The following is a 23693-nucleotide window of genomic DNA, read 5'->3' as shown; positions in this document are numbered from 1 at the left end:
GTGGGGGGCGGCGTACGGCCGGCGCGGGAAAGCGACGTGCGATCAAGTAAGGTAAGGCTAACCTAATATGGAGATCGTGAGCAGTCAAATGGAATCCGCGCACACCGTGTTCACCGGTCCCCCCGGAGCCACGCCGGCCCACCCGCCCCGCCTGCCCCGGCCGCACCCCGTGCCGCGGCTCGCCGAGCCGGTCCGCGCGCTGCCGGGGCCGGACGGCGTGGAGGAGTTCTGGGACGAGGTGCGCCGCCTCGGCACGCCCCTGGTGGGCCCCGACCCGCTGGGCGGCCCCGAGCACCGCGCGGTGACGTTCCTGTGGCGCGGCACCCCGGCGACCCGAGCCGTCGAGGTGCTGCCCAACAAGCTGGGCGACCCGCGCGACCCCGAGGGCAACCTGATGGCCCGCGCACCGGGGACGGACGTATGGCACTGGACCCTGCGGCTGCGGCACGACTGGCGCGGCACGTACGACTTCCACGTGGACGAGGGGATCGAGGAGGCGGGGCCCGCGTACTGGCGGCGGCTGCGCGCCGACCCGCGCCCCGACCCGTTCAACGGCCGCGCCCTGCCGCGCCGCTGGGGCGGCGGGCCGGTGTCCTACGCCGAACTGCCCGCCGCCCCCGACGCGGGCGACTGGCTGCCCCGGCCGGGCGTCCCGCGCGGCACCCTCACCGGGCACCGGATGCCGAGCGCCCGGCTGGGCGGGGAGCGGCGGGTCTGGCTGTACACGCCGCCCGGCGAGGTCCCGGCCGGCGGACTGCCGGTGCTGGTGCTGCTGGACGGCGAGCACTGGGGGCCCCGGCTCGGCCTCGCGCATCTGCTGGACAACCTCATCGCCGACGGACGCCTCCCGCTGCTGGCCGCCGTGCTGCCGGAGGCCGTCGACGAACCCACCCGCTGGGCCGAGCTGAGCTGCCGCCCCGGCTACGTCGCCCACCTCGCGGACGAGCTGCTGCCGTGGGCGGCCGGGCACCTGCCGGTCACCGCGGACCCGGCGCGCACCGTCGTCGCCGGGCAGAGCCTCGGCGGGCTCACCGCCGCCTACGCGGCCGTGTCCGCCCCCGCACCGCTTCGGCAACGCCCTGGTCCAGTCCGGCTCGTTCTGGTGGCCGGCCGGGGAGGACGCCGAGTGGCTCACCCGGGCGCTCGCCGCCGCGCCCCGGCTGCCGGTGCGGTTCCGGCTCTCCTTCGGCGAGCAGGAGTGGGTGGCCCTGCCCGCCGCCCGGCGGCTCCGCGACACCCTGCGCGCACGCGGGTACGACGACTCCTCCTACCGGGAGTTCAAACGGCGGTCACGACTACCTGTGCTGGCGCACCGAACTGGCCGACGGCCTCGTGGAACTGCTGGGCCGCTGATACCGGGCCGCACCGGCCCCGGGGACGGGCGGGCGGCGGCGCGGACACGTCCCGGCGGGGCGTGCGCGCCGCCGCCCGCCCGTCCCCGGGGCCGGTGCGGCCCGGATCAGCGGCCCAGCAGTTCCACGAGGCCGTCGGCCAGTTCGGTGCGCCAGCACAGGTAGTCGTGACCGCCGTTGAACTCCCGGTAGGAGGAGTCGTCGTACCCGCGTGCGCGCAGGGTGTCGCGGAGCCGCCGGGCGGCGGGCAGGGCCACCCACTCCTGCTCGCCGAAGGAGAGCCGGAACCGCACCGGCAGCCGGGGCGCGGCGGCGAGCGCCCGGGTGAGCCACTCGGCGTCCTCCCCGGCCGGCCACCAGAACGAGCCGGACTGGACCAGGGCGTTGCCGAAGCGGTGCGGGGCGGACACGGCCGCGTAGGCGGCGGTGAGCCCGCCGAGGCTCTGCCCGGCGACGACGGTGCGCGCCGGGTCCGCGGTGACCGGCAGGTGCCCGGCCGCCCACGGCAGCAGCTCGTCCGCGAGGTGGGCGACGTAGCCGGGGCGGCAGCTCAGCTCGGCCCAGCGGGTGGGTTCGTCGACGGCCTCCGGCAGCACGGCGGCCAGCAGCGGGAGGCGTCCGTCGGCGATGAGGTTGTCCAGCAGATGCGCGAGGCCGAGCCGGGGCCCCCAGTGCTCGCCGTCCAGCAGCACCAGCACCGGCAGTCCGCCGGCCGGGACCTCGCCGGGCGGCGTGTACAGCCAGACCCGCCGCTCCCCGCCCAGCCGGGCGCTCGGCATCCGGTGCCCGGTGAGGGTGCCGCGCGGGACGCCCGGCCGGGGCAGCCAGTCGCCCGCGTCGGGGGCGGCGGGCAGTTCGGCGTAGGACACCGGCCCGCCGCCCCAGCGGCGCGGCAGGGCGCGGCCGTTGAACGGGTCGGGGCGCGGGTCGGCGCGCAGCCGCCGCCAGTACGCGGGCCCCGCCTCCTCGATCCCCTCGTCCACGTGGAAGTCGTACGTGCCGCGCCAGTCGTGCCGCAGCCGCAGGGTCCAGTGCCATACGTCCGTCCCCGGTGCGCGGGCCATCAGGTTGCCCTCGGGGTCGCGCGGGTCGCCCAGCTTGTTGGGCAGCACCTCGACGGCTCGGGTCGCCGGGGTGCCGCGCCACAGGAACGTCACCGCGCGGTGCTCGGGGCCGCCCAGCGGGTCGGGGCCCACCAGGGGCGTGCCGAGGCGGCGCACCTCGTCCCAGAACTCCTCCACGCCGTCCGGCCCCGGCAGCGCGCGGACCGGCTCGGCGAGCCGCGGCACGGGGTGCGGCCGGGGCAGGCGGGGCGGGTGGGCCGGCGTGGCTCCGGGGGGACCGGTGAACACGGTGTGCGCGGATTCCATTTGACTGCTCACGATCTCCATATTAGGTTAGCCTTACCTTACTTGATCGCACGTCGCTTTCCCGCGCCGGCCGTACGCCGCCCCCCACGTGCCCTCCTTATCGGACGTCCCCGAGTGACGTCCGCCTGCCTGGAGCAGCCATCATGACCTCTGACAGATCCGCTTCGCCCCTCGGTGCCCGCCGGGGCCGCGTGGTCGCCCTGACCGCGGGCGCCACCCTCGGTCTCGGCGCCCTCGTCGCCCTCCCGCCGGTCACCGCCGGCCCCGGTGCCACGGACCTCACCGGCACGGTGGCGCTGACGGCGGCGGACGCGGCGGCGCCCGCGGTCACCCTCGGCACGACCTCCGTACGGGCCGGCGGCGAGGTGCCGTTCACCGCCACCGGCTTCCCGGCCGGCGGCAGGCTGAGCGTCAAACTCGACGACGCCGCGCTGCTGGCGCAGTTCACGGTCGGCGACGACGGCAGCGTCTCCGACCGGGTGACGGTCCCGGCGGGGACCAGCGCGGGCGACGGCCACTGGCTCCGGTTCCTGGCGACCGGGACCAGTGTCAGGAGCGAGAGCCTCACGGTCACCGCCGCCCCGTCCGCTTCCCCGACGCCCGCGCCGACCCCGAAGCCCACTCCGTCGCCCTCGGGGACCACCGCACCCGCGGCGGAGCCGAAGGTCAGGCTGACCGGCGGGAGGGAGGTCGCGGCCGGGGGCAGGGTCTCCTTCGCCCTGTCCGGGTTCGTCAAGGGCCAGAACATCACGGTGAAGCTGGACGACAGCGAGATCCTCGGCCAGTGGGCCGGCGCGGTGAAGGCCGACGGGACCTTCTCCGGCACGGTCACCGTCCCCGCGTCGGCCTCGGCCGGGGCGCACTGGCTGCGCGTCCTGGCCCCCGACCCGGCGACCAGCCTCAAGGCGGACCTCACGGTCACGGCGGCCTCGCCGGGCGGCGGCTCGGGCGGCTCCGGCGGCTCCGCGGGTTCCGGCGGCTCCGGTTCGGGCTCGGGTGCTTCCGGCTCCACGGGGTCATCGGGCGCGTCGGGTTCCTCCGATACGGCCGCCGGTTCCTCCTCCGGCACCTCCGCCGCCATCACCGGCGGCTCCCGGGTGGCCGCGGGCGGCACGGTGTCGTTCCGGGTCACCGGCTTCCCGGCGGGACGGCAGCTCACGGTGAAGCTGGACGACAGCGAGATCCTCGGCCAGTGGACGGTCGGTCCCGACGGGTCGTACGCCGGGAGTGTCACCGTCCCCCCGGACGCGGCCAGGGGCGCGCACTGGCTGCGCTTCCTCGCACCGGATCCGCCGACGAGCCTGCGCGCCGGCTTCACCGTGACCTCCGGCGCCGCCGCGTCCTCCGGTACCGGCGGCGGCTCGGCGTCCGGCGCCGCGGGAGGCGCCGCCACCCCCGTACCGGCGGCCTCGGGCGCCCCGGCCAGCGCCACCAACGACGCCGGCGCCAAGGCCGAGATCACCGCCAGCGAGGTCCAGCCCGGCGGCACCCTGCACTTCGAGGTGACCCGGTTCCCGGCCGGCGAGCAGGTCACCGTCAAGCTCGACGACGAGGCCATCCTCGGCCAGTGGAAGACCGACGGCGACGGCAGCTACGAGGGTGACGTGACCGTCCCCGCAGACACCACCGCCGGCCCCCACTGGCTGCGCTTCCTCGCCCCCGACCCGCCCACCTCGCTGAAGGTGGAGTTCACCGTGAACGCCGCCGCGGCGGCCGGCGCGGGCACCGGCACGTCCTCCACCACCGCGCCGGACACCTCCGCGAAAGCCCTGCTCGCCGCCAGCGGCCCGGCCGTCTCCCACGCGACGATCGCCTGGTCCGCCGCCGCGGCGGCGGCCGGCGGGGCCGCGGGCGCCGCCGCCACCACGCTGCTGGTGGTGCGCCGCCGCACCGGACGGCCCGCGCACGGCGCGTGAGCCCTCCCCCGAGCCATCTCTCCGCAGTAGACCCACCCCACGCACACGACAAGGGAGCACTCCCACCATGTCCCACACCGGCACCCGCACCCACCGCCGCACCGCGATCGCCTCGGCCGTCGCCATGGCCGTCGCCGCCGGCGGCGTCCTGACCCTGACGGGCACCGCCTCCGCGCACACCGCCGCCCCGGCCGTCAGCACGGCCAAGCTCACCAAGGGCCTGTACCAGTCGGCCTACTCCGAGCGGAACCACGTGCTGTGGGTGACCGCCGCCGTGGGCCGCCCGCCGGTCACCGAGTCCCACCTGCTGAAGGTCGACCCCGGGACCCTCACCGTCGAGTCGGACATCACCCCGCCGGTCACCGACACCGCCACCGGTGCCGTCGAGGCCGTCTACGGCGTCGCCGTGGACGACGAGCACAACACCGTCTGGACGACCAACACCCGCAACAACACGGTGTCCGTCTACAGCCAGCGCACCGGCGAGCACCTCGCCACCCTGCCGAACGTCGACCACGCCCGCGAGATCGTCGTGGACGAGAAGCACGACACGGTCTGGGCGAGCGCGTTCAGCGACGGCAGCGTCGTCGCCTTCGACAGCAAGACCTTCAAGGAGAAGAAGCGCGTCACCGTGGAGGGTTCCGGCCCGGCCGGCCTCGCCGTCGACGAGAGGACCGGCACGGTCTACGCCGCCGACATGACCAACGACCGGCTCATCGTGGTGAAGCGCGGCTCCACCACACCCGCCTTCGTCCCGGCCGGCGACGGCGCGATCTCCGTCTCCCTGTCGAAGAACGGCAAGGCCGCCTACACCGCCGACCAGACCGCGGGCACCCTGTCCGTGATCGACCTGAGGAAGGGCATCGTCACCAAGACCGTGACGACCGGCGCGGGCGCCCTGTCGGTCGCCACCGACGAGCGCTCCGGCAACGTCCTGGTCGTCAACCGCACCGCGGCGAACGTGACCCGCGTCGACGTCAGGAAGGGCGTCGTCGAGGAGACCGTGGCCACCGGCGCCAACCCGAACCACGTGGAGATCGCCGACGGCACCGCCTGGGTGGTCGACAAGTCGGGCGCCGGCACGGCCGAGGACACCGTCACGAGGATCCGCCTCGCCCGCTGACGCCCCCCGCCCCGGCGCCCGGCACGCCCCCGCTACGGTCAGCGGCGGTGTGCGCCGGGCGCCGGTCCGTACCCGGGCACGATCGCGGCGCCGTTCAGGCGAACCTGCCCGCCGCCGCGCGTGGCGGCACCCGGCCGCGTCGACACCTTCCCCGTGGAGCTGCCGCTGATCCCGCCCATGCTCGCCACGCCGGGCGCCCTGCCGCCTCCCGCGCAGGACGCGCGCTGGGCGTACGAGACCAAGCAGGACGGCCAGCGCGTCATGGTCTACCTGCCCGGCGACGGCCGGGCGCTGCTGCGCGCCCGCTCCGGGACCGACATCACCGCCGCCTACCCCGAGCTGCGGCCCCTGGGCACCGCGCTCGGCACCACCGCGGCCGTCCTGGACGGCGAGGTGCTGGCGCTGGACGCCGAGGGCCGCGCCGACTTCCAGCTGCTCCAGTCCCGGATGGGGCTGGCGCACGCGCCGGGCCGGGCGGCGCACCGCGCGGCGTCCGTCCCGGTCCACCTCGTCCTCTTCGACGTCCCGCACCTGGGCCGCCGCCCACTGCTCCGCCTGCCGTACACCCGGCGGCGCGCCGAGCTGGAGGGGCTCGGCCTGACCGGTCCGGCCTGGTCCACCCCCGCCGCCCTCGTCGGCCACGGCGAGCAGGCGCTGCGCGCCACCCGCGAGCACGGCCTGGAGGGTCTGGTGTGCAAGCGGCTGGACTCGGTGTACGAGCCGGGGGTCCGCTCCCGGGCCTGGATCAAGATCCGGAACATGCGCAGCGAGGACGTGGTCGTCGGCGGCTGGCTGCCCGGCAAGGGGCGGCTGACCGGCCTGCCCGGCGCGGTCCTGGCCGGCCAGCGCGCCGCCGGCCGGCTGCGCTACGTCGGCGGGGTGGGCACCGGCTGGAGCGAGGACGAGCGCGCCGTCCTGGCCGCGCTGCTGCGGGCCGCCGCCACCGACGTATGCCCGTTCGACCCGGTTCCGGCGGTCCCGGGCGCCCGCTGGGTGGTGCCCCGGCTGGTGGGCGAGGTCCGCTTCAGCACCCGTACCCGGGAGGGCATGCTGCGCCAGCCGTCCTGGCTGCGGCTGCGGCCCGACCTGGCCCCGGAGGAGTCGGCGGCGGACGTCCCCGACGACCTGGTGTGACCCCGGGGCGGCTGTTGGGCTGCCCTTAACCCACGCGTCCCCTGGGCCTCTTGGCACGGAAGGGGAACGACGCCATCCTGAAGTCCCCTTTCCCCCACAGCCGTTGGGCTGCGCCCACGAGGAGGACGCGGTGTCGTCGAGCACGTCCGCACCCCGCCGCAGAAGATGGCTCACCACGGTCGCCGGGGCGTTCGCCCTGGTCGTCGCCTTCCCCGCCACCGCCTTCGCCGCCCCGCCCCCGGCGCTCCCCGGCAACGCCGACGCGGCGGAAACCGCCTACCAGCCCGCCTTCGACTACGACACCGACGGCTGCTACCCCACTCCGGCCATCAGCGCCGACGGCACGGTCAACGCCGGCCTCAACCCGACCGGCGCCCTCAACGGCAACTGCCGGGACGCCGCCGACCTGGACAACACCAACGGCTACGCACGCGCCAAGTGCGACGGCGGCTGGTGCGCGTACATGTACGGCCTGTACTTCGAGAAGGACCAGGCGCTGGCCGGCACGAGCATCGGCGGCCACCGTCACGACTGGGAGCACGTCGTGGTGTGGGTGCAGAACGGCACCGTGCAGTACGTGTCGACCTCCAACCACGGCTCGTTCACCGTGCACCCGCGTTCCCAGGTCCGCTTCGAGGGCACCCACGCCAAGGTCGTCTACCACAAGGACGGCATCAGCACCCACTGCTTCCGGCTGGGCACCGCGAACGACGAACCGCCGGAGAACCACAAGGGCACCTGGCAGTACCCGACCCTGGTCGGCTGGAACGGCTACCCGGCGGGCGTCCGCGACAAGCTCGGCGCGTACGACTTCGGCAGCGCCAATTTCGGCCTGAAGGACGCGAGCTTCGCCTCGCACCTGGCCTCGGCGAAGCCCTCGGGGATCACCTTCGACCCGTACGCCTGACCCGCGCGGGGGCGAGACGGCGGCCCCTCCGGGCACTATCGTGTCCGCATGTCCCTTCCCGAGCTGATCCGTGTCGTCTCCCGTGACTCGCCCATGGCTCTGGCTCAAGTGGCCCGCGTCCGGGGCGAGTTGGCGGATCTCCTGCCGGGGGTCCGCACCGAGGTCGTCCCCGTGCGGACGACCGGTGACAAGTGGCTCGGCGACCTGTCGCAGGTGGAGGGCAAGGGCGCCTTCACCAAGGAGGTCGACGCCGCGCTGCTGGCCGGCGAGGCCGATCTCGCGGTGCACTGCGTCAAGGACGTGCCCGCCGACCGGCCGCTGCCGGCCGGCACGGTGTTCGCGGCGTTCCTGCGGCGCGACGACATCCGCGACGCCCTGGTCCACCCGGGCGGGCTGACCCTGGACGAGCTGCCCGCCGGCACCCGGATCGGCACTTCGTCGGTGCGCCGCGTGGCCCAACTGGCCGCGACCCACCCGCATCTGAGGTGCGTGCCGTTCCGCGGCAACGCCAACCGGCGGCTGGCGAAGCTGGCCGCCGGGGAGGCGGACGCGCTGCTGCTCGCCGTGTCCGGTCTGGAGCGCATCGGCCGCACCGACGTGATCAGCGACGTCCTCTCCCCCGAGACGATGATGCCGCCGATCGGCGCGGGCATCCTGGCCCTGCAGTGCCGGGAGGACGACACCGGGCTGATCGACGCGGTCAGCGGCCTCGGCCATCCGGAGACCCACCGGGAGGCCACCGCGGAGCGGATGTTCCTGCACGTCCTCCAGGGCCACTGCAACAGCCCCATCGCCGGTTACGCGCGGGTCGACCGCAGCGGCGAACTCTCCCTGCGGGCTTGCGTGTTCACCCCGGACGGCAAGACCCGGCTGAACGCCCACGAGTGGGCGGGCCGCCTGGACCCGGCCACCCTCGGCACCTCGGTCGCGGTGTCGCTGCTGCGCCAGGGGGCCCGGGAGATCATCGACGGGATTCCGCACTGACCCGGCGGTGACGCCTCAGGCGGTGCCCTCCTCCGCCTGGTCCCGCAGGAACGTGCTCACCTGGTGCGCCAGTTCCTCGCGGCCGGCGGACGGGCAGGTGCCGCCGGCGCCCTCCGTCAGACCGAGACCGCCGGTCCACAGCCGCCGGGCCGTCCACTCGTCGTCGACCCGCAGCTGCACCTGGACGTCCACCCGGCCGAGATCCGCCTGCGGACCGGCCGCGTGGACGACGGCGGTGACCCGGCGCAGCGGGTAGACATCGAAGCCCTCGACGAACTGGGAGTTGCGCCAGTCGATGAAGGCGCCCTCCCCGTCGGGGCCGATCCGGACGTCGATCTGACCGTCCTCCAGGTGGACGCAGACCCGCCGTTCGCCCCGGTTCTCGACGGTGACGCGGAGGCGGAAGCAGGTGAGGCCCTCGGCGGCGTCGTCCCGGCCGCGCGGCGGCTCGCCCGGTTCGACGCGGTGGACACGGACCCGCAGTCCGGGGTGTTCGTCGTACTCCTGCCAGTCCCCGACCACGTTCGGCTCGTACACGGTGCACCTCTCGACCTCTTGGAGCTGCTTCCTATCTGTGCGCTCAGCGCACTGTCAAATGCGCGGAATGCGCTGTGGCCAGGGAGTTCGCCCCTTTTGCTCGGCGATCAAGCGCTGCCCAGGGAGAACGGGACCGGACGACGGGCGGCGGTCACCGTGAGCGTGCCGCACATCACGTTCCGCTGTGGAGCCGGCCGTCCCCGGGGCGGTCCGCTCTGCCGCACGGCGTGCGCCCGCCCCGTCTGCCCGTAAAATCGCCTCATATAGGTATTTCCCTTCCGGTGTCCGATCACCCGAGCACCCCTGCTGAGGGAGGTGCGCATGATGCGTACGGCCGGCCGAACCAAGCCGCACCCGCACGACGACGCCCCCGACACCAGCGCGGCCTTCGCGCGGCTGTCGGGACTGCCCCAGGGCCCGGAGCGCAAGGCGCTGCGGGACGAGCTGATCCAGGTCTGGCTGCCCATGGCCGAGCGGATCGCCGTCCGCTTCCGGGGCCGCGGCGAGTCCCTGGAGGACCTGTACCAGGTGGCGGCCCTCGGCCTGGTCAAGGCCGTCGACCACTACGATCCGGCCCGCGGCCACGCCTTCGAGGCGTACGCGGTGCCCACCGTGACCGGCGAGATCAAACGGCACTTCCGCGACCACATGTGGACCCTGCACGTGCCCCGCCGGGTGCAGGACCTGCGCAACCGGGTGCGCCGCGCCGCGAAGGAGCTGGCGCAGACCACTCCGGGCCGCGCCCCCACCGTCGAGGAGATCGCCGCGTACGCGCACCTGACCGCGGAGGAGGTGCGGGCCGGCATGGAGGCGCTGGAGTGCTTCACCGCGCTGTCCCTGGAGGCGGAGATGCCGGGCACCGACGGGTACGCGCTCGGGGACGCGATCGGCGGCGTGGACCCGGCGTTCGACACCGTGGTGGACCGGGTGGCCGCGCAGCCCTGCCTGATGGCCCTGCCGGAGCGCGAGCGCACCATCCTCTACCTGCGGTTCTTCCGCGGGATGACGCAGAGCTGCATAGCCCGGCAGCTCGGCATCTCCCAGATGCACGTCTCCCGGCTGCTGAGCGGCTGCTTCGCGCGGCTGCGGGAGGAGATCCTCACCGAGACCGGCTGACCCGGGGGGGGCCGGTCAGGGCGTGCCCGGGACCTGGGTCGGGCCGTGGCGGTCGAGGGCGTCCTCCAGCGCGGCCCGGATCTCGCGCGGCATCGCTCCCGTGCGGCCCCAGACGAGGATCAGCTCGGCGACGCTGCGCAGCTTGATGTTGGTGTGCTGGGAGACCTCTTTCAGCACCAGCCAGCCCTCGTCGGGCGCCACCCGGCCGAGGACCACGATCATGCCGATCGCCTGGTCGACGACGGCGTGCGAGACGAGCGCCTCCTTGAGCTGGCGGACCTGTTCCCGCAGCTCGGTCAGCTGGTCCGAGTCCACGTCACCGGTCATGATCACCTCCGGTCGCCTTGACGCGTCCATCCTCACCACCGCCGGTTCCGCCCGCCACTGGGCCGTCCGGGGTCAACCCGCGTCGTTTCGCTGGTCTCGTAGGGGTACTCGGCGGGCGCGAGCGGCGGTCCGGGCCGGACACTGGTGGGAAACCGGCGGCTGCCGGTGAACGAGACCAGGACGCGACTGCCATGAACGACGACATGACCTCGCCCGCCGGCGCGAGGAACGTACTCTCCACGCACTCCGTGTACGGGGCCCCCTGCTGGGTGAGTCTCACCAGCCGTGATCTCAAAGCCACCGAGGAGTTCTATTCGGCGGTACTGGGCTGGCAGTGGAGGCCGGCCAAGCTGGGTGAACGCCACCGGATCGCGCTCGCGGACGGCGCCCCGGTCGCCGGGATCGCCGCGGTCGCCGGGATGTGGCAGATGGCGGTGGCCTGGCTGCCGTACTTCGCGGTGGGCAGCGCCGACCAGGCGGCGGCCCGGGTGCAGGAGCGCGGCGGGACCACCGCGGTGGGCCCGATCTCCTTCCCGCCGGGCCGGGCGGCGCTGCTCGCCGACCGGGACGGCGCGGCCTTCGGGGTCTGGGAGGGCGACCTGTTCACCGACTGGGAGACCTGGCGCCGCGCCCAGCCCGCCTTCATCCGGCTGCACACCCGCGACGCGTTCGACGCGGCGATCTTCTACGGCGAGGTCCTGGACTGGGCGACCGGCCGGCCCGGCGCCTGCGAGGTCGGCTACGAGGGCGGCGAGGTGGTGCTGCGCAGCGCCGGGGAGGTGGTGGCGCGGATCGAGTCGGGCGCGCTGGAGGCGGCGCCCGACCCGGCCGTGCGCCCGCACTGGCAGGTGCACTTCTTCGCCGCCGACGTCGGCGCCTGTGTGCGCGCCGCGGAACTGCACGGCGGCAGCGTCCTGTCCGCGGGCGAGGACGAGGCCGTCCTCCGCGACCCGGACGGCGCGCGGTTCACGGTGGCCGCGCGCCGCCGGCCCTGACGTCACGCCCGCTCCCGGCCGGCGCGCGACGGCCGGGACAGCAGCACCAGGCTGCGCGGCTCCACGGCGACCCGGGTGCCGGCCTTGTGCTCCGTCTCGTCGGGGACGCCCTCCGGTTCGGCGGTGTCGATCAGCGTCGCCCAGCGTTCCCCGTAGGAGGCGTCCGGCAGCCGGAATTCCGTCGGCTCCCAGTGGCTGTTGAGCAGCAGCACGAAGGAGTCGTCGGTGACCGGCCGCCCGCACGGGTCGGGTTCGGCGATGGCGTCGCCGTTGAGGAAGACGCCGACGGCGTGCGCGTCGGGCCGCTGCCAGTCGTCGTCGGTCATCTCCCGCCCGTCGGGCCGGAGCCAGACCAGGTCGGGCAGCGGCTGTCCGGCGTGGGTGACGGTGTCGCCGCGGAAGTAGCGGCGCCGGCGCAGCACCGGGTGGGCGGCGCGCAGGCCGATGACCTGCCGGGCGAAGTCCAGCAGGCCGCGCTGCTCGCCGGTCAGCCGCCAGTCGACCCAGGAGATCTCGTTGTCCTGGCAGTAGGCGTTGTTGTTGCCGCGCTGGGTGCGGCCGAGTTCGTCGCCGTGGCAGAGCATCGGGATGCCCTGCGACAGCATCAGGGTGGCCAGGAAGTTGCGCTGCTGGCGGGCGCGCAGTTCCCGGACGGCAGGGTCCTTCGTCGGGCCCTCGGCGCCGCAGTTCCAGGACCGGTTGTGGCTCTCGCCGTCCGCGTTGTCCTCGCCGTTGGCCTCATTGTGCTTGTCGTTGTACGACACGAGGTCGCGCAGGGTGAACCCGTCGTGCGCGGTGACGAAGTTGACGCTGGCGCGGGGGCGGCGCCGGCTGTGCTGGTACAGGTCGGAGGAGCCGGTCAGCCGGGACGCGAACTCGCCGAGGGTGTGGTCCTCGCCGCGCCAGAAGTCCCGTACGGCGTCTCGGTACTTGCCGTTCCACTCCGACCACAGCGGCGGGAAGTTGCCCACCTGGTAGCCGCCCTCGCCGACGTCCCAGGGTTCGGCGATCAGCTTGACCCGGCTGATCACCGGGTCCTGCTGGATCAGGTCGAAGAACGCCGAGAGCCGGTCCACCTCGTGGAACTGCCGGGCCAGGGTGGCCGCGAGGTCGAAGCGGAACCCGTCGACGTGCATCTCGGTCACCCAGTACCGCAGCGAGTCCATGATGAGCTGGAGGACGTAGGGGTGGCGCATCAGCAGGCTGTTGCCGGTGCCGGTGGTGTCGTAGTAGTGCTGCCAGTCGCCGTCCACCAGCCGGTAGTACGAGGCGTTGTCGATGCCCCGGAAGGAGAGGGTGGGGCCGTTCCCGTTGCCCTCGGCGGTGTGGTTGTAGACCACGTCGAGGATGACTTCGAGGCCCGCTTCGTGCAGGGTCTTGACCATCGCCTTGAACTCGGTGACCTGCTGGCCCCGGGTGCCGTGGGCGGCGTAGCCGTTGTGCGGTGCGAAGAAGCCGATGGTGTTGTAGCCCCAGTAGTTGGCGAGGCCCCGGGCCTGGAGGACGCCGTCGTGCACGAACTGGTGCACCGGCATCAGCTCCACCGCCGTGACCCCGAGCGAGGTGAGGTGGTCCACGACCGCCGGGTGGGCGAGGCCCGCGTAGGTGCCCCGGAGTTCGGGGGGCACGTCGGGGTGGGTGCGGGTGAGGCCCTTGACGTGGGCCTCGTAGATGACGGTGTCGGCGTAGGGCCGCCGGGGCGGGCGGTCGTCGCCCCAGTCGAAGAAGGGGTCGGTGACCACGCCGAGCAGGGTGTGCCCGGCGCTGTCGGCGGGGTCGGGCCGGCCCCCCGCCCGTTCCAGCAGCGAGGGGTGGTCGTCCATCCGGCCGTCCACGGCGCGGGCGTACGGGTCGAGGAGCAGTTTCGCCGGGTTGCAGCGGTGGCCGCCGGACGGAGCCCACGGCCCGTGCACCCGGTAGCCGTAGCGCTGCCCCGGTCCGACGCCGGGCAGGTAGCAGTGCCAGACGAAGCCGTCGACCTCGGGGAGGGGAATGCTGCTGTGGGTGCCGTCCTCGTCGACGAGGATCAGCTCGACGCGTTCGGCGACCTCGCTGAAGAGGGCGAAGTTGGTGCCCTGTCCGTCGTAGACGGCACCCAGGGGGTAGGGGTGCCCGCTCCAGACGGGCGCCCCCTTCCAGGCGGGCCGTGCCGGGGTCACCGGGCCTCCTCCAGGATGCCGTTGCCGCCCGTCGCGGACGGGCCGGCCAGCCGGGCCACCGGCAGGATCTCGCGCGGCACGTCCAGGCCCTCCTGGGTGATCGGCCGCGGGGCGGCCGCGACCAGCGGGACGCGTTCCCCGGCGCGGGCGCGCTGTGAGAACCAGATGATCCTGGCGCCGGCGTCGGTGGCGCAGCAGCCCCAGCCGTCGCTGGTCGCGGCGAGGTGCCTGAGGCAGCCGCGCAGGTCGTGGTGGGGGCGCAGGGCGTGGTCGGTGCCGCCCACCGCCGTGATGAGGTGCTGTCTGTTCCACCACAGCTCGATCGAGACGTTCTTGTCGCTCGCGTGCTCGTCGATCGCCCGCAGCAGCATCTCGGCGCCGCCGCAGACGGGTTCCACGAGGTTCTCCAGGTTCCAGAACCGGAGGTGAGCGGCCAGGATGCGCCTGACCTGTCCGACCCGTTCCGGGCTCACTTCCACGTCGACGTGGTAGTAGCAGGGCACTGCGGTCTTCATCGTCGTCGGCTCCTCACCGCGAAGCTCTCGCTCCTTGCGCGTCCCTGGCGGGACGGGCCCCCGGCACGAAGCGTGAGCGGGTGTCGCTTCTGAGTCACTCCAGCGTGGGAGCAGTAGTCCATTCGTGCAACACGAGGGGGCCGGGAGCGCGGTGCGGCGCAGGTGACCGGGGGGCGGACCGGGTCGGCCGGGGTTCTCGTGGGGCCGGTGGAGTGTCGTCGCGGTGTCGTTGAAGATCCAACAAGACGCTGCGTCGCCGCCCGTGCACCATGTGTGAAGAACTCGATCGCCCGTAACGACAGCCGTGCCTCCGCGCGCGGTCGCCGCCCGAGGGTCGGGAACGCGTCCATCGAGTCCCGGAAGGGAACGGCACGATGCTGCTACCTGCGAAAGCCGAGGTCGACCGGCAGTTGCGGCGTTACCGGGCCCGGGAGCGGACGATGCTCGCCTCCCCCGCCGACCGGTCGGCGCGGGCGGTCTTCGAGGACGCCGGCTACACCCTGTGCGTGCTGATGGGGAAGCGGTGTGCGCGCGAGGCCGCGGACGCCGCCGAGCGGTATCTGGCGGGTCTGCTCGCCTTCGGGCAGGAGCGGGACGAGCGGCCGCGCGCGGGCGGCCGGACGGCGCCGGCCGTGGACCGGCGGACTCCGGCGGGGAGCGCGGTCCCCTCCGGCGCGGCATGAACCGGTCCGGGCCCCGGCCCGGCTCCAGCGACGACGGAGGTGAGAACCGATGAGCACGACCCCGGAGATCGGGCGCATTCCGGTGCGTGATGTCCGCCCGGCGGTGGAGGGCGGCAGGCGTCCGGCGAAGGCGGTGGCGGGTGAGACGTTCGAGGTGACCGCCACCGTGTTCCGGGAGGGACACGACGCGGTCGCCGCGGGCGTCGTGCTGGAGGATCCCGCGGGCCGTCCCCGTCCGTGGAAGCCGATGCGGGAGCTGGCGCCGGGCACGGACCGCTGGGGTGCGGAGGTCACGCCGGACTCCCCCGGGCGGTGGACGTACCGGGTGGAGGCGTGGAGCGATCCGCTGGCCACCTGGCGGCGGCACGCGCGGATCAAGGTCCCGGCCGGCCTGGACGCCGGCCTGGTGCTGGAGGAGGGCGCGGAGCTGTACGCGTGGGCGGCGGCCGGGGTGCCCGACCGGTCGGCGCGGGCGCTGGTCCGGGCCGCGGCGGCGGCACTGCGGGACGACACGCTGCCGGTGGACGCGCGGCTGGCGGCGGCGCTGGCGCCCGAGGTGGACGCGGTGCTCGCCCGGTATCCGCTGCGCGAACTGGTCACCTCCTGCGAGCCGTTGCCGCTGCTGGTGGAACGGGAGCGGGCGCTGTACGGGTCGTGGTACGAGTTCTTCCCGCGCTCGGAGGGCACCCCCGAGCGTCCCCACGGCACGTTCCGCACCGCCGCCCGCCGGCTCCCGGCCATCGCCGCGATGGGCTTCGACGTGGTCTACCTCCCGCCGATCCACCCCATCGGCACCACCCACCGCAAGGGCCCCAACAACACGCTCTCCGCCGGGCCCGGCGACGTGGGCGTGCCCTGGGCGATCGGCTCCCCGGAGGGCGGGCACGACGCGGTCCACCCGGAGCTGGGGACGCTGGAGGACTTCGACCACTTCGTGGCCGAGGCGCGGCACCTGGGCCTGGAGGTGGCCCTGGACTTCGCGCTCCAGTGCTCCCCCGACCACCCCTGGGTGGACAAGCACCCCGAGTGGTTCCACCACCGAATCGACGGCAGCATCGCGTACGCCGAGAACCCGCCGAAGAAGTACCAGGACATCTACCCGATCGCCTTCGACGCCGACATGGACGGCCTGGTCACGGAGACCGTCCGGGTGCTGCGGCACTGGATGGACCACGGGGTGCGGATCTTCCGCGTCGACAACCCGCACACCAAGCCGGTGGTGTTCTGGGAGCGGGTCATCGGCGAGATCAACGGCGCCGACCCGGACGTGATCTTCCTGGCCGAGGCGTTCACCCGGCCGGCGATGATGCACACCCTCGCCCAGATCGGCTTCCAGCAGTCGTACACCTACTTCACCTGGCGCACCACCAAGGAGGAACTCACCGAGTACCTCACCGAACTCTCCGGCGAGGCCGCCTCCTACATGCGGCCGAACCTCTTCCCCAGCACCCCCGACATCCTGCACGCCTACCTCCAGCACGGCGGCCGGCCCGCCTTCGAGGCACGGGCCGTGCTCGCCGCCACCCTCTCCCCCGCCTGGGGGATCTACAGCGGCTACGAGCTGTGCGAGAACACCCCGCTGCGCGAGGGGAGCGAGGAGTACCTCGACTCGGAGAAGTACCAGCTCAAACCCCGCGACTGGGAAACCGCCGCCCGCGAGGGCCGCACCATCGCCCCGCTGCTCACCCGGCTCAACACCATCCGGCGCGCCCATCCCGCCCTGCGCCGGCTCCGCAACCTCCGCTTCCACCACACCGACAACGACTCCGTGATCGCCTACAGCAAGCGCGCGGGGTCCGACGTCGTGCTGGTGGTCGTCAACCTCGACCCCCACCACACCCAGGAGGCCACGATCTCGCTGGGCATGCCGCACCTGGGCCTCGACCCGCACGCGTCGGTGCCCGTGCACGACGAACTCACCGGCGAGACCTACCACTGGGGCAGCACCAACTATGTGCGGCTGACGCCCGGCCGGGCCCCCGCGCACGTCTTCCACGTCCACCTGCCGTCCGCCGCGCCGAAGAACGGGGAGCCGGGAACCTCATGACCGTCAACGAGCCAGTCCCGGACACCTTCGAGGACACGCCCGCCCAGGACCGCGACCCGGACTGGTTCAAACGGGCCGTCTTCTACGAGGTGCTCGTCCGCTCCTTCCAGGACAGCGACGGCGACGGCGTCGGCGACCTCAAGGGACTCACCTCGCGCCTGGACTACCTCCAGTGGCTCGGCGTGGACTGCCTCTGGCTGCCCCCGTTCTTCAAGTCCCCGCTCCGGGACGGCGGGTACGACGTCTCCGACTACACCGCCGTGCTGCCCGAGTTCGGCAATCTCGCCGACTTCGTGGAGTTCGTGGACGCCGCCCACCAGCGGGGCATGCGCGTGATCATCGACTTCGTCATGAACCACACCAGCGACCAGCACCCGTGGTTCCAGGAGTCCCGGAAGAACCCCGACGGCCCCTACGGGGACTACTACGTCTGGGCCGACGACGACACCCGGTACGCGGACGCGCGGATCATCTTCGTCGACACCGAGGCGTCCAACTGGACCTATGACCCGGTCCGCGGCCAGTACTACTGGCACCGGTTCTTCTCCCACCAGCCGGACCTCAACTACGAGAACCCGGCCGTGCAGGAGGAGATGCTGGGCGCGCTGAAGTTCTGGCTGGACCTGGGGATCGACGGGTTCCGGCTCGACGCGGTGCCGTACCTGTACGCCGAGGAGGGCACCAACTGCGAGAACCTACCCGCCTCGCACGCCTTCCTGAAGCGGGTACGGCGCGAGATCGACGCGCAGTACCCGGACACCGTGCTGCTGGCCGAGGCCAACCAGTGGCCCGAGGACGTCGTCGACTACTTCGGCGACTACGCCTCCGGCGGCGACGAGTGCCACATGGCGTTCCACTTCCCCGTCATGCCGCGCATCTTCATGGCGGTCCGGCGGGAGTCGCGGTACCCCGTCTCGGAAATCCTCGCGAAGACCCCGGCGATCCCGTCCGGCTGCCAGTGGGGCATCTTCCTGCGCAACCACGACGAGCTGACCCTGGAGATGGTCACCGACGAGGAACGCGACTACATGTGGGCGGAGTACGCCAAGGACCCCCGGATGCGCGCCAACATCGGCATCCGCCGCCGCCTCGCCCCGCTCCTCGACAACGACCGGGACCAGATCGAGCTGTTCACGGCCCTGCTGCTGTCGCTGCCGGGTTCGCCGATCCTGTACTACGGCGACGAGATCGGCATGGGCGACAACATCTGGCTCGGCGACCGCGACGCGGTGCGCACGCCCATGCAGTGGACGCCCGACCGCAACGCGGGCTTCTCGACCGGTGACCCGGGCCGGCTGACCCTGCCCACGATCATGGACCCGGTCTACGGCTACCAGGTCACCAACGTCGAGGCGTCGATGGCGTCGCCGTCGTCGCTGCTGCACTGGACCCGCCGGATGATCGAGATCCGCAAGCAGAACCCGGCCTTCGGACTCGGCTCGTACACCGAACTGCCCTCCTCCAACCCGGCGGTGCTCGCCTTCCTGCGGGAGTACGAGGACGACCTGGTGCTCTGCGTGCACAACTTCGCGCGGTTCGCCCAGCCCACCGAGCTGGACCTGCGCGCGTACGCCGGGCGGCACCCGGTGGAGCTGTTCGGCGGGGTCCGCTTCCCGGCCATCGGCGAACTGCCCTACCTGCTGACCCTCGGGGGCCACGGCTTCTACTGGTTCCGGCTCACCCGAGTCGCATCCCGCATCGGCCGCCGGGCGTGAGCTCGGGCCGAGGAAAGGACGCGTCACCATGCCGAAGACCGCACCCCTGCGCCCGAGACACGCGCACCATCCCGCCGACCCGATGGCGTCGCTCGGCGGACTGCTGCGCCAGTGGCTGCCCCGGCAGCGCTGGTTCGCGGGCAAGGACCGGCCCGTGGCCGATCTCGGCCTGCTGTCGATGACGGAGCTGTTCCCCGGCTGTCTGCACCTGCTGGTGCACGCCGGGCACGGCACGGTGCCCGCGCCCGGCGGCACCCCGCCGGCCGGTGACTGCTACCAGTTGCTGCTGGGGGTGCGCCGGCAGCCCTCGCCCCGGCTGGGCCGCGCGCTCATCGGCCGGGCCGACGAGGGCCCGCTGGCCGGGCTGACGGTGTACGACGCGTTGCAGGACCCCCGGATGGCCCGGCTGCTCCTGGAGCGGCTGCGCGCCCCCGGCACGGCGGGCCCGCTGCGTTTCGAGGCGGACCCGTCCCGGCCGGTCCCGGCGACCGCGCTGGCACCCCGGCTGCTGGACGCCGAGCAGTCCAATTCCTCGCTGGTCTACGGCGACGAGCTGATCCTCAAGGTGTTCCGGCGCGTCCAGCCCGGCGTCAACCCGGACCTGGAGGTGCCGGGCGCGCTGGCCCGGCAGGGCTGCGGCCGGGTGCCCGCGCCGGTGGCCTGGTTCCGCACCACGTACCCGTTCGAGGCGACCCTCGGCGTGCTCCAGCCGTTCCTGCCGGGCGCCACCGACGGCTGGACGCTCGCGCTGGACGCGCTGGCCGCCGGGGACGACTTCACCGCGCAGGCGCACGCGCTGGGCCGGGCCACCGCCGACGTGCACGTCGCCCTGGCCTCGGCCTTCCCGGCCGGCACCCCCGGGGAGAACGGCCGCACGGCCGCGGCGATGACCGAGCGGCTGACCGCCGCCGCGCACGCCGTGCCCGCCCTCAAGCCGTACGTGCCCCGGCTCCGGGGCGCCTTCGCGGCGCTGACCACCTGCGACGTCGGCCCGGCCGCCCAGCGCATCCACGGCGACCTGCACCTCGGGCAGGTGCTGCGGGCCGGGCGCGACTGGTTCGTCATCGACTTCGAGGGCGAGCCGTCCCGTCCGCTGTCCGAGCGGCGCAGCGCCCACTCCCCGGTGCGGGACATCGCCGGCATGCTGCGCTCCTTCGACTACGCCGCCCGCCAGCGCCGCCCCTGGCGGCCGGAGTGGGCGCGCCGCTGCCGCGAGGCGTACTGCGCGGGCTATGCCGTCCGGGCAGGGTGGGACCCGCGCAAGAAGCACGGACTGCTGCGCGCCTACGAGACGGACCGGGCCGTGTACGAGGTGCTGTACGAGGCCCGGCACCGCCCCGACTGGCTTCCCGTACCCATGGCGGCGATCGAACGACTCGCCGTGAGAGGAGACTGACATGGCCCTCCGCGACACCTCGCTCCCCGAGCCGTCCGGTCCCGCCGCGCCCACCGGCGCGGTCACCGCCGCGCCGCCGCTGGACGCGACCGACCGGGGGCGCCTGCTGGCGGGCGCCCACCACGACCCGCACGCGCTGCTCGGCGCCCACCCGGTGCCCGGCGGGATCGCCGTCCGGGCGCTGCGCCCCTTCGCGCGGGCGGTGAGCGTGCTCACCGGCGGCGAGCGCCACCCGCTCGCCTCGGAGGGCGACGGCCTGTTCTCCGCCCTCCTGCCGCTGGAGACGATCCCGGCGTACACGCTGCTGGTCGAGGACGGGGTGCGGGAGACGGCCGACCCGTACCGTTTCCCGCCCGCGCTCGGCGAACTGGACCTGCACCTGATCGCCGAGGGCCGGCACGAGCAGCTCTGGCGGGCGCTGGGCGCGGAGCCGATGGTCCACGAGGGCGTGGCCGGCACCCGCTTCACCGTGTGGGCGCCGAACGCCCAGGGCGTCCGGGTGGCCGGGGACTTCAGCTGCTGGGACGGCACCGCCTTCCCGATGCGCTCGCTGGGCTCGTCGGGCGTGTGGGAGCTGTTCCTGCCCGGGATCGGCGAGGGCGCGACGTACAAGTTCGAGATCCACTCCCGGTACGGGCAGCGTTTCCTCAAGGCCGACCCGATGGCCCGCCGGACCCAGGAGCCGCCGGAGACCGCGTCCGTGGTCACCGCGTCGCACTACGAGTGGGGGGACGCGGAGTGGCTGCGGGGCCGGGGCGCGACGCCCGTGCACGAGGCGCCGTTCTCGGTGTACGAGGTGCACCTGCCGTCCTGGCGGCCGGGACTGTCCTACCGGGAGCTGGCCGAGGAGCTGCCCGCCTATGTGAAGGACCTCGGCTTCACCCACGTCGAGCTGATGCCGGTCGCCGAGCACCCCTACGGGCCGTCCTGGGGGTACCAGGTCACCGGGTTCTACGCGCCCACCGCGCGGCTCGGCACCCCGGACGACTTCCGGTACCTGGTGGACGCGCTGCACCGGGCCGGGATCGGCGTGATCATGGACTGGGTGCCGGCGCACTTCCCGAAGGACGACTGGGCGCTGGCCCGGTTCGACGGGGACCCGCTGTACGAGCCCGGGGACGAGCGGCGGGCCACCCACCCGGACTGGGGGACGTACACCTTCGACTTCGCCCGCACCGAGGTGCGCAACTTCCTCGTCGCGAACGCCGTGTACTGGTGTGAGGAGTTCCACATCGACGGGCTGCGGGTCGACGCGGTCGCCTCGATGCTCTACCTGGACTACTCCCGCGACTCCGGGCAGTGGGAGCCCAATGTGTACGGCGGCCGGGAGGACCTGGCGGCGATGGCCTTCCTCCAGGAGATGAACGCCACCGTCTACCGGCGCTGCCCCGGCGTGGTGACCATCGCGGAGGAGTCCACCGCGTGGGGCGGGGTGACCCGGCCCACCGACACCGGCGGGCTCGGCTTCGGGTTCAAGTGGAACATGGGGTGGATGCACGACTCGCTGGAGTACCTCGCCAAGGAGCCGGTGCACCGCAAGTACCACCACCACGAGATGACCTTCTCGATGGTGTACGCCTACAGCGAGAACTACGTGCTGCCGATCTCCCACGACGAGGTCGTGCACGGCAAGCAGGCGCTGGTGTCGAAGATGCCCGGCGACTGGTGGCAGCGGCGCGCCAATGTCCGCGCCTACCTCGGCTTCATGTGGGCCCATCCCGGCAAACAGCTGCTGTTCATGGGGCAGGAGTTCGCCCAAGGGGCGGAGTGGTCGGAGCAGCGGGGCCCGGAGTGGTGGCTGACGGAGGACGGGTACCACTCCGCCGGTGATCACCGCGGAGTGCGGGACCTGGTCCGTGATCTCAACGCGCGCTACCTCCGGGCGCCGGCGCTGTGGCAGCGGGACACCGATCCGGCGGGGTTCCGGTGGGTCGCGGTGGACGCCGCCGACGACAACGTCTTCGCCTTCCTGCGGTACGACCGGGCGGGCACCCCGCTGCTGGCGGTGTCGAACTTCTCCCCCGTCGTCCGGCACGGCTACCGGCTCGCCGCCGGCGACGAGGTCCCCGCCTGGGAGGAGGTCCTCAACACCGACGCCGCGCGCTACGGCGGTTCCGGCGTCACCAACCCGGGCGCCGTCAAGACGGAGGACGGCCACGTCACGCTGACACTGCCGCCGCTGGCCACGGTGTGGCTGATGCCGTACGCCGGCTGAGGTCCGGCGAAACACCCAGGTGTCCGACCACCCCTGAGGGGGCAGTCAGGTTCCTACGACACGAGAACCCTCGTCGTCGCTGTGACAGGCACCTGGAAGGCGGCATCACGTGCGTACCGTCGGAGTGGAGGAGGAACTCCTCCTCGTCGATCCCGAGACCGGCGACCCGCGGGCGATGTCCGCCGCGGTCCTCGCGCGGGCCGCCCTGGACGCGGGCGAGGAGGAGGTCTTCGAGAAGGAACTGCACGAGCAGATGCTGGAGTTCGCCACGCATCCGCAGGAGGAGATGGAGCGGCTGCACGCGGAGATCGTCCGCTGCCGCAAGGAGGCCGCGCGGCACGCCGGGGAGCTGGGCGCCACGGTCGCCGCCCTGGCCACCTCCCCGCTGCCGGTCAGCCCCGCCGTCGGCGTCAACAGCCGTTACCAGTGGATGGCCGACCAGTACGGCGTCGTCGTCCAGGAGCAGCTCGTCATGGGCTGCCACGTGCACGTGGCCGTGGACTCCGACGAGGAGGGCGTCGCCGTCGCCGACCGGGTGCGGCCCTGGCTGCCGGTGCTCGCCGCGCTGAGCGCGAACTCGCCGTTCTGGCAGGGCAAGGACACCGGGTACAGCAGCTACCGCAGCCGGGTCTGGCAGCGCTGGCCGTCGGCCGGGCCGACCGAGCTGTTCGGCTCGGCGGAGCGCTACCACCGGCGGGTCGCCGACATGGTGTCCACCGGCACCATCCTCGACGAGAAGATGATCTACTTCGACATCCGGCTGTCCGAGCGCTATCCGACGGTCGAGTTCCGGGTCGCGGACGTCTGTCTGCACTCCGACACGGCCGTCCTGCTCGCCTGCCTCGCCCGGGGCCTGGTGGAGACCGCCGCGCGGGAGTGGCGGGAGGGCGTGGAGCCGGCCGGGCACAGTGTGAGCCTGCTGCGGCTGGCCGCCTGGCGGGCCGCCCGGTCGGGGCTCACCGGCGAGCTGCTGCATCCGGCGACCATGCGGCGGATGCCCGCCAAGACCGTCGTACGGGCGCTGGTCGACCATGTCGAGGAGGCGCTGGTGGAGGCCGGGGACCTGGAACGGGTGCGGGCGGCCCTCGCCGAGCTGCTGCGGCGCGGCAACGGGGCGCGGGTCCAGCGGGAGCTGCTGGAGCGCACGGGCAGCCTGCGGGACGTCGTCACCGGGTGCGTGCGGCACACCCAGGGCTGAGACG

The 23693-nt window shown here is 73.6% G+C and carries 18 protein-coding genes and 1 pseudogene; 14 read left to right on the top strand and 5 right to left on the bottom strand.

The window, feature by feature from the left end; translation table 11 throughout:
- The first annotated feature begins 88 nt into the window (after positions 1-88).
- Positions 89-1353 (top strand): annotated as a pseudogene (fes, locus tag Sdagh_RS06555) (enterochelin esterase).
- Positions 1354-1459: 106 nt separating this feature from the next.
- Here fes (Sdagh_RS06555) and fes (Sdagh_RS06550) read toward each other — a convergent pair.
- Positions 1460-2722, bottom strand: coding sequence for an enterochelin esterase (gene fes / locus Sdagh_RS06550; RefSeq protein WP_190078474.1), 1263 nt, complete (start codon positions 2720-2722; stop codon positions 1460-1462).
- 143 nt (positions 2723-2865) lie between these two features.
- Between fes (Sdagh_RS06550) and Sdagh_RS06545 the strand changes: the two genes are divergently transcribed.
- The 5 genes from Sdagh_RS06545 to hemC all read left to right on the top strand — a co-directional run bounded on the left by Sdagh_RS06545 (position 2866) and on the right by hemC (position 8786).
- Positions 2866-4638, top strand: a complete 1773-nt coding sequence (locus Sdagh_RS06545; RefSeq protein ID WP_190078464.1) for a hypothetical protein — start codon at positions 2866-2868, stop codon at positions 4636-4638.
- Positions 4639-4705: 67 nt separating this feature from the next.
- Positions 4706-5761, top strand: coding sequence for a YncE family protein (locus Sdagh_RS06540; RefSeq protein WP_189424502.1), 1056 nt, complete (start codon positions 4706-4708; stop codon positions 5759-5761).
- Positions 5762-5914: 153 nt separating this feature from the next.
- Positions 5915-6895, top strand: coding sequence for an ATP-dependent DNA ligase (locus tag Sdagh_RS06535; RefSeq protein ID WP_189424534.1), 981 nt, complete (start codon positions 5915-5917; stop codon positions 6893-6895).
- A 130-nt stretch (positions 6896-7025) separates the two neighbouring features.
- Positions 7026-7802: an NPP1 family protein gene (locus Sdagh_RS06530; RefSeq protein WP_189424504.1), complete on the top strand. Its 777-nt coding sequence runs from the start codon at positions 7026-7028 to the stop codon at positions 7800-7802.
- A 48-nt stretch (positions 7803-7850) separates the two neighbouring features.
- Positions 7851-8786: a hydroxymethylbilane synthase gene (hemC, locus tag Sdagh_RS06525; RefSeq protein WP_189424506.1), complete on the top strand. Its 936-nt coding sequence runs from the start codon at positions 7851-7853 to the stop codon at positions 8784-8786.
- A 15-nt stretch (positions 8787-8801) separates the two neighbouring features.
- On the opposite strand, the gene Sdagh_RS06520 is transcribed toward hemC, so the two are convergent.
- Positions 8802-9323, bottom strand: coding sequence for a hypothetical protein (locus Sdagh_RS06520; RefSeq protein WP_189424508.1), 522 nt, complete (start codon positions 9321-9323; stop codon positions 8802-8804).
- A gap of 324 nt (positions 9324-9647) precedes the next feature.
- Between Sdagh_RS06520 and Sdagh_RS06515 the strand changes: the two genes are divergently transcribed.
- Entirely contained in the window at positions 9648-10439 is a 792-nt protein-coding gene (locus Sdagh_RS06515) for an RNA polymerase sigma factor SigF (RefSeq protein WP_189424536.1), read from the top strand.
- Positions 10440-10454: 15 nt separating this feature from the next.
- On the opposite strand, the gene Sdagh_RS06510 is transcribed toward Sdagh_RS06515, so the two are convergent.
- Positions 10455-10766 (bottom strand): ANTAR domain-containing protein, encoded by a 312-nt coding sequence (locus Sdagh_RS06510; RefSeq protein WP_189424510.1) that lies wholly within the window; start codon positions 10764-10766, stop codon positions 10455-10457.
- Between the two features lie 191 nt (positions 10767-10957).
- Between Sdagh_RS06510 and Sdagh_RS06505 the strand changes: the two genes are divergently transcribed.
- On the top strand, positions 10958-11761 hold the full coding sequence (locus Sdagh_RS06505; RefSeq protein ID WP_190012183.1) for a VOC family protein: 804 nt from the start codon (positions 10958-10960) through the stop codon (positions 11759-11761).
- Positions 11762-11763: 2 nt separating this feature from the next.
- Here the strand turns inward: Sdagh_RS06505 and glgX are convergent, their stop codons facing one another.
- On the bottom strand, positions 11764-13920 hold the full coding sequence (gene glgX / locus Sdagh_RS06500; RefSeq protein ID WP_189424515.1) for a glycogen debranching protein GlgX: 2157 nt from the start codon (positions 13918-13920) through the stop codon (positions 11764-11766).
- Positions 13917-14435: a PI-PLC domain-containing protein gene (locus Sdagh_RS06495; RefSeq protein WP_189424517.1), complete on the bottom strand. Its 519-nt coding sequence runs from the start codon at positions 14433-14435 to the stop codon at positions 13917-13919. Before Sdagh_RS06495 ends, glgX begins: the two co-directional genes overlap by 4 nt.
- A gap of 374 nt (positions 14436-14809) precedes the next feature.
- Here Sdagh_RS06495 and Sdagh_RS06490 point away from each other — a divergent pair, with 374 nt between their 5' ends.
- The 6 genes from Sdagh_RS06490 (at position 14810) to Sdagh_RS06465 (ending at position 23689) form a co-directional block, all read left to right on the top strand.
- Positions 14810-15118: a DUF5133 domain-containing protein gene (locus Sdagh_RS06490; RefSeq protein ID WP_189424519.1), complete on the top strand. Its 309-nt coding sequence runs from the start codon at positions 14810-14812 to the stop codon at positions 15116-15118.
- 49 nt (positions 15119-15167) lie between these two features.
- A complete protein-coding gene (locus Sdagh_RS06485; protein ID WP_226534655.1) occupies positions 15168-17165 on the top strand; it encodes an alpha-1,4-glucan--maltose-1-phosphate maltosyltransferase in 1998 nt (665 codons plus the stop codon).
- Entirely contained in the window at positions 17162-18880 is a 1719-nt protein-coding gene (treS, locus tag Sdagh_RS06480; RefSeq protein ID WP_189420436.1) for a maltose alpha-D-glucosyltransferase, read from the top strand. Before Sdagh_RS06485 ends, treS begins: the two co-directional genes overlap by 4 nt.
- Before the next feature lie 28 nt (positions 18881-18908).
- The gene (locus Sdagh_RS06475) at positions 18909-20276 is read left to right on the top strand and encodes a maltokinase N-terminal cap-like domain-containing protein (RefSeq protein ID WP_190078100.1); all 1368 of its coding nucleotides are present in this window, start codon (positions 18909-18911) and stop codon (positions 20274-20276) included.
- A gap of 1 nt (position 20277) precedes the next feature.
- Positions 20278-22491: a 1,4-alpha-glucan branching enzyme gene (gene glgB / locus Sdagh_RS06470; protein WP_190078101.1), complete on the top strand. Its 2214-nt coding sequence runs from the start codon at positions 20278-20280 to the stop codon at positions 22489-22491.
- Positions 22492-22600: 109 nt separating this feature from the next.
- Entirely contained in the window at positions 22601-23689 is a 1089-nt protein-coding gene (locus Sdagh_RS06465) for a glutamate--cysteine ligase 2 (RefSeq protein WP_190078102.1), read from the top strand.
- Positions 23690-23693: the final 4 nt, after the last annotated feature.

Origin of the sequence: Streptomyces daghestanicus (genome assembly GCF_020521275.1) — a bacterium.
Classification (GTDB): domain Bacteria; phylum Actinomycetota; class Actinomycetes; order Streptomycetales; family Streptomycetaceae; genus Streptomyces; species Streptomyces griseoviridis.
Note: the sequence above shows the minus strand (reverse complement) of the source record. Positions and strands in the feature narration are given on the sequence as shown.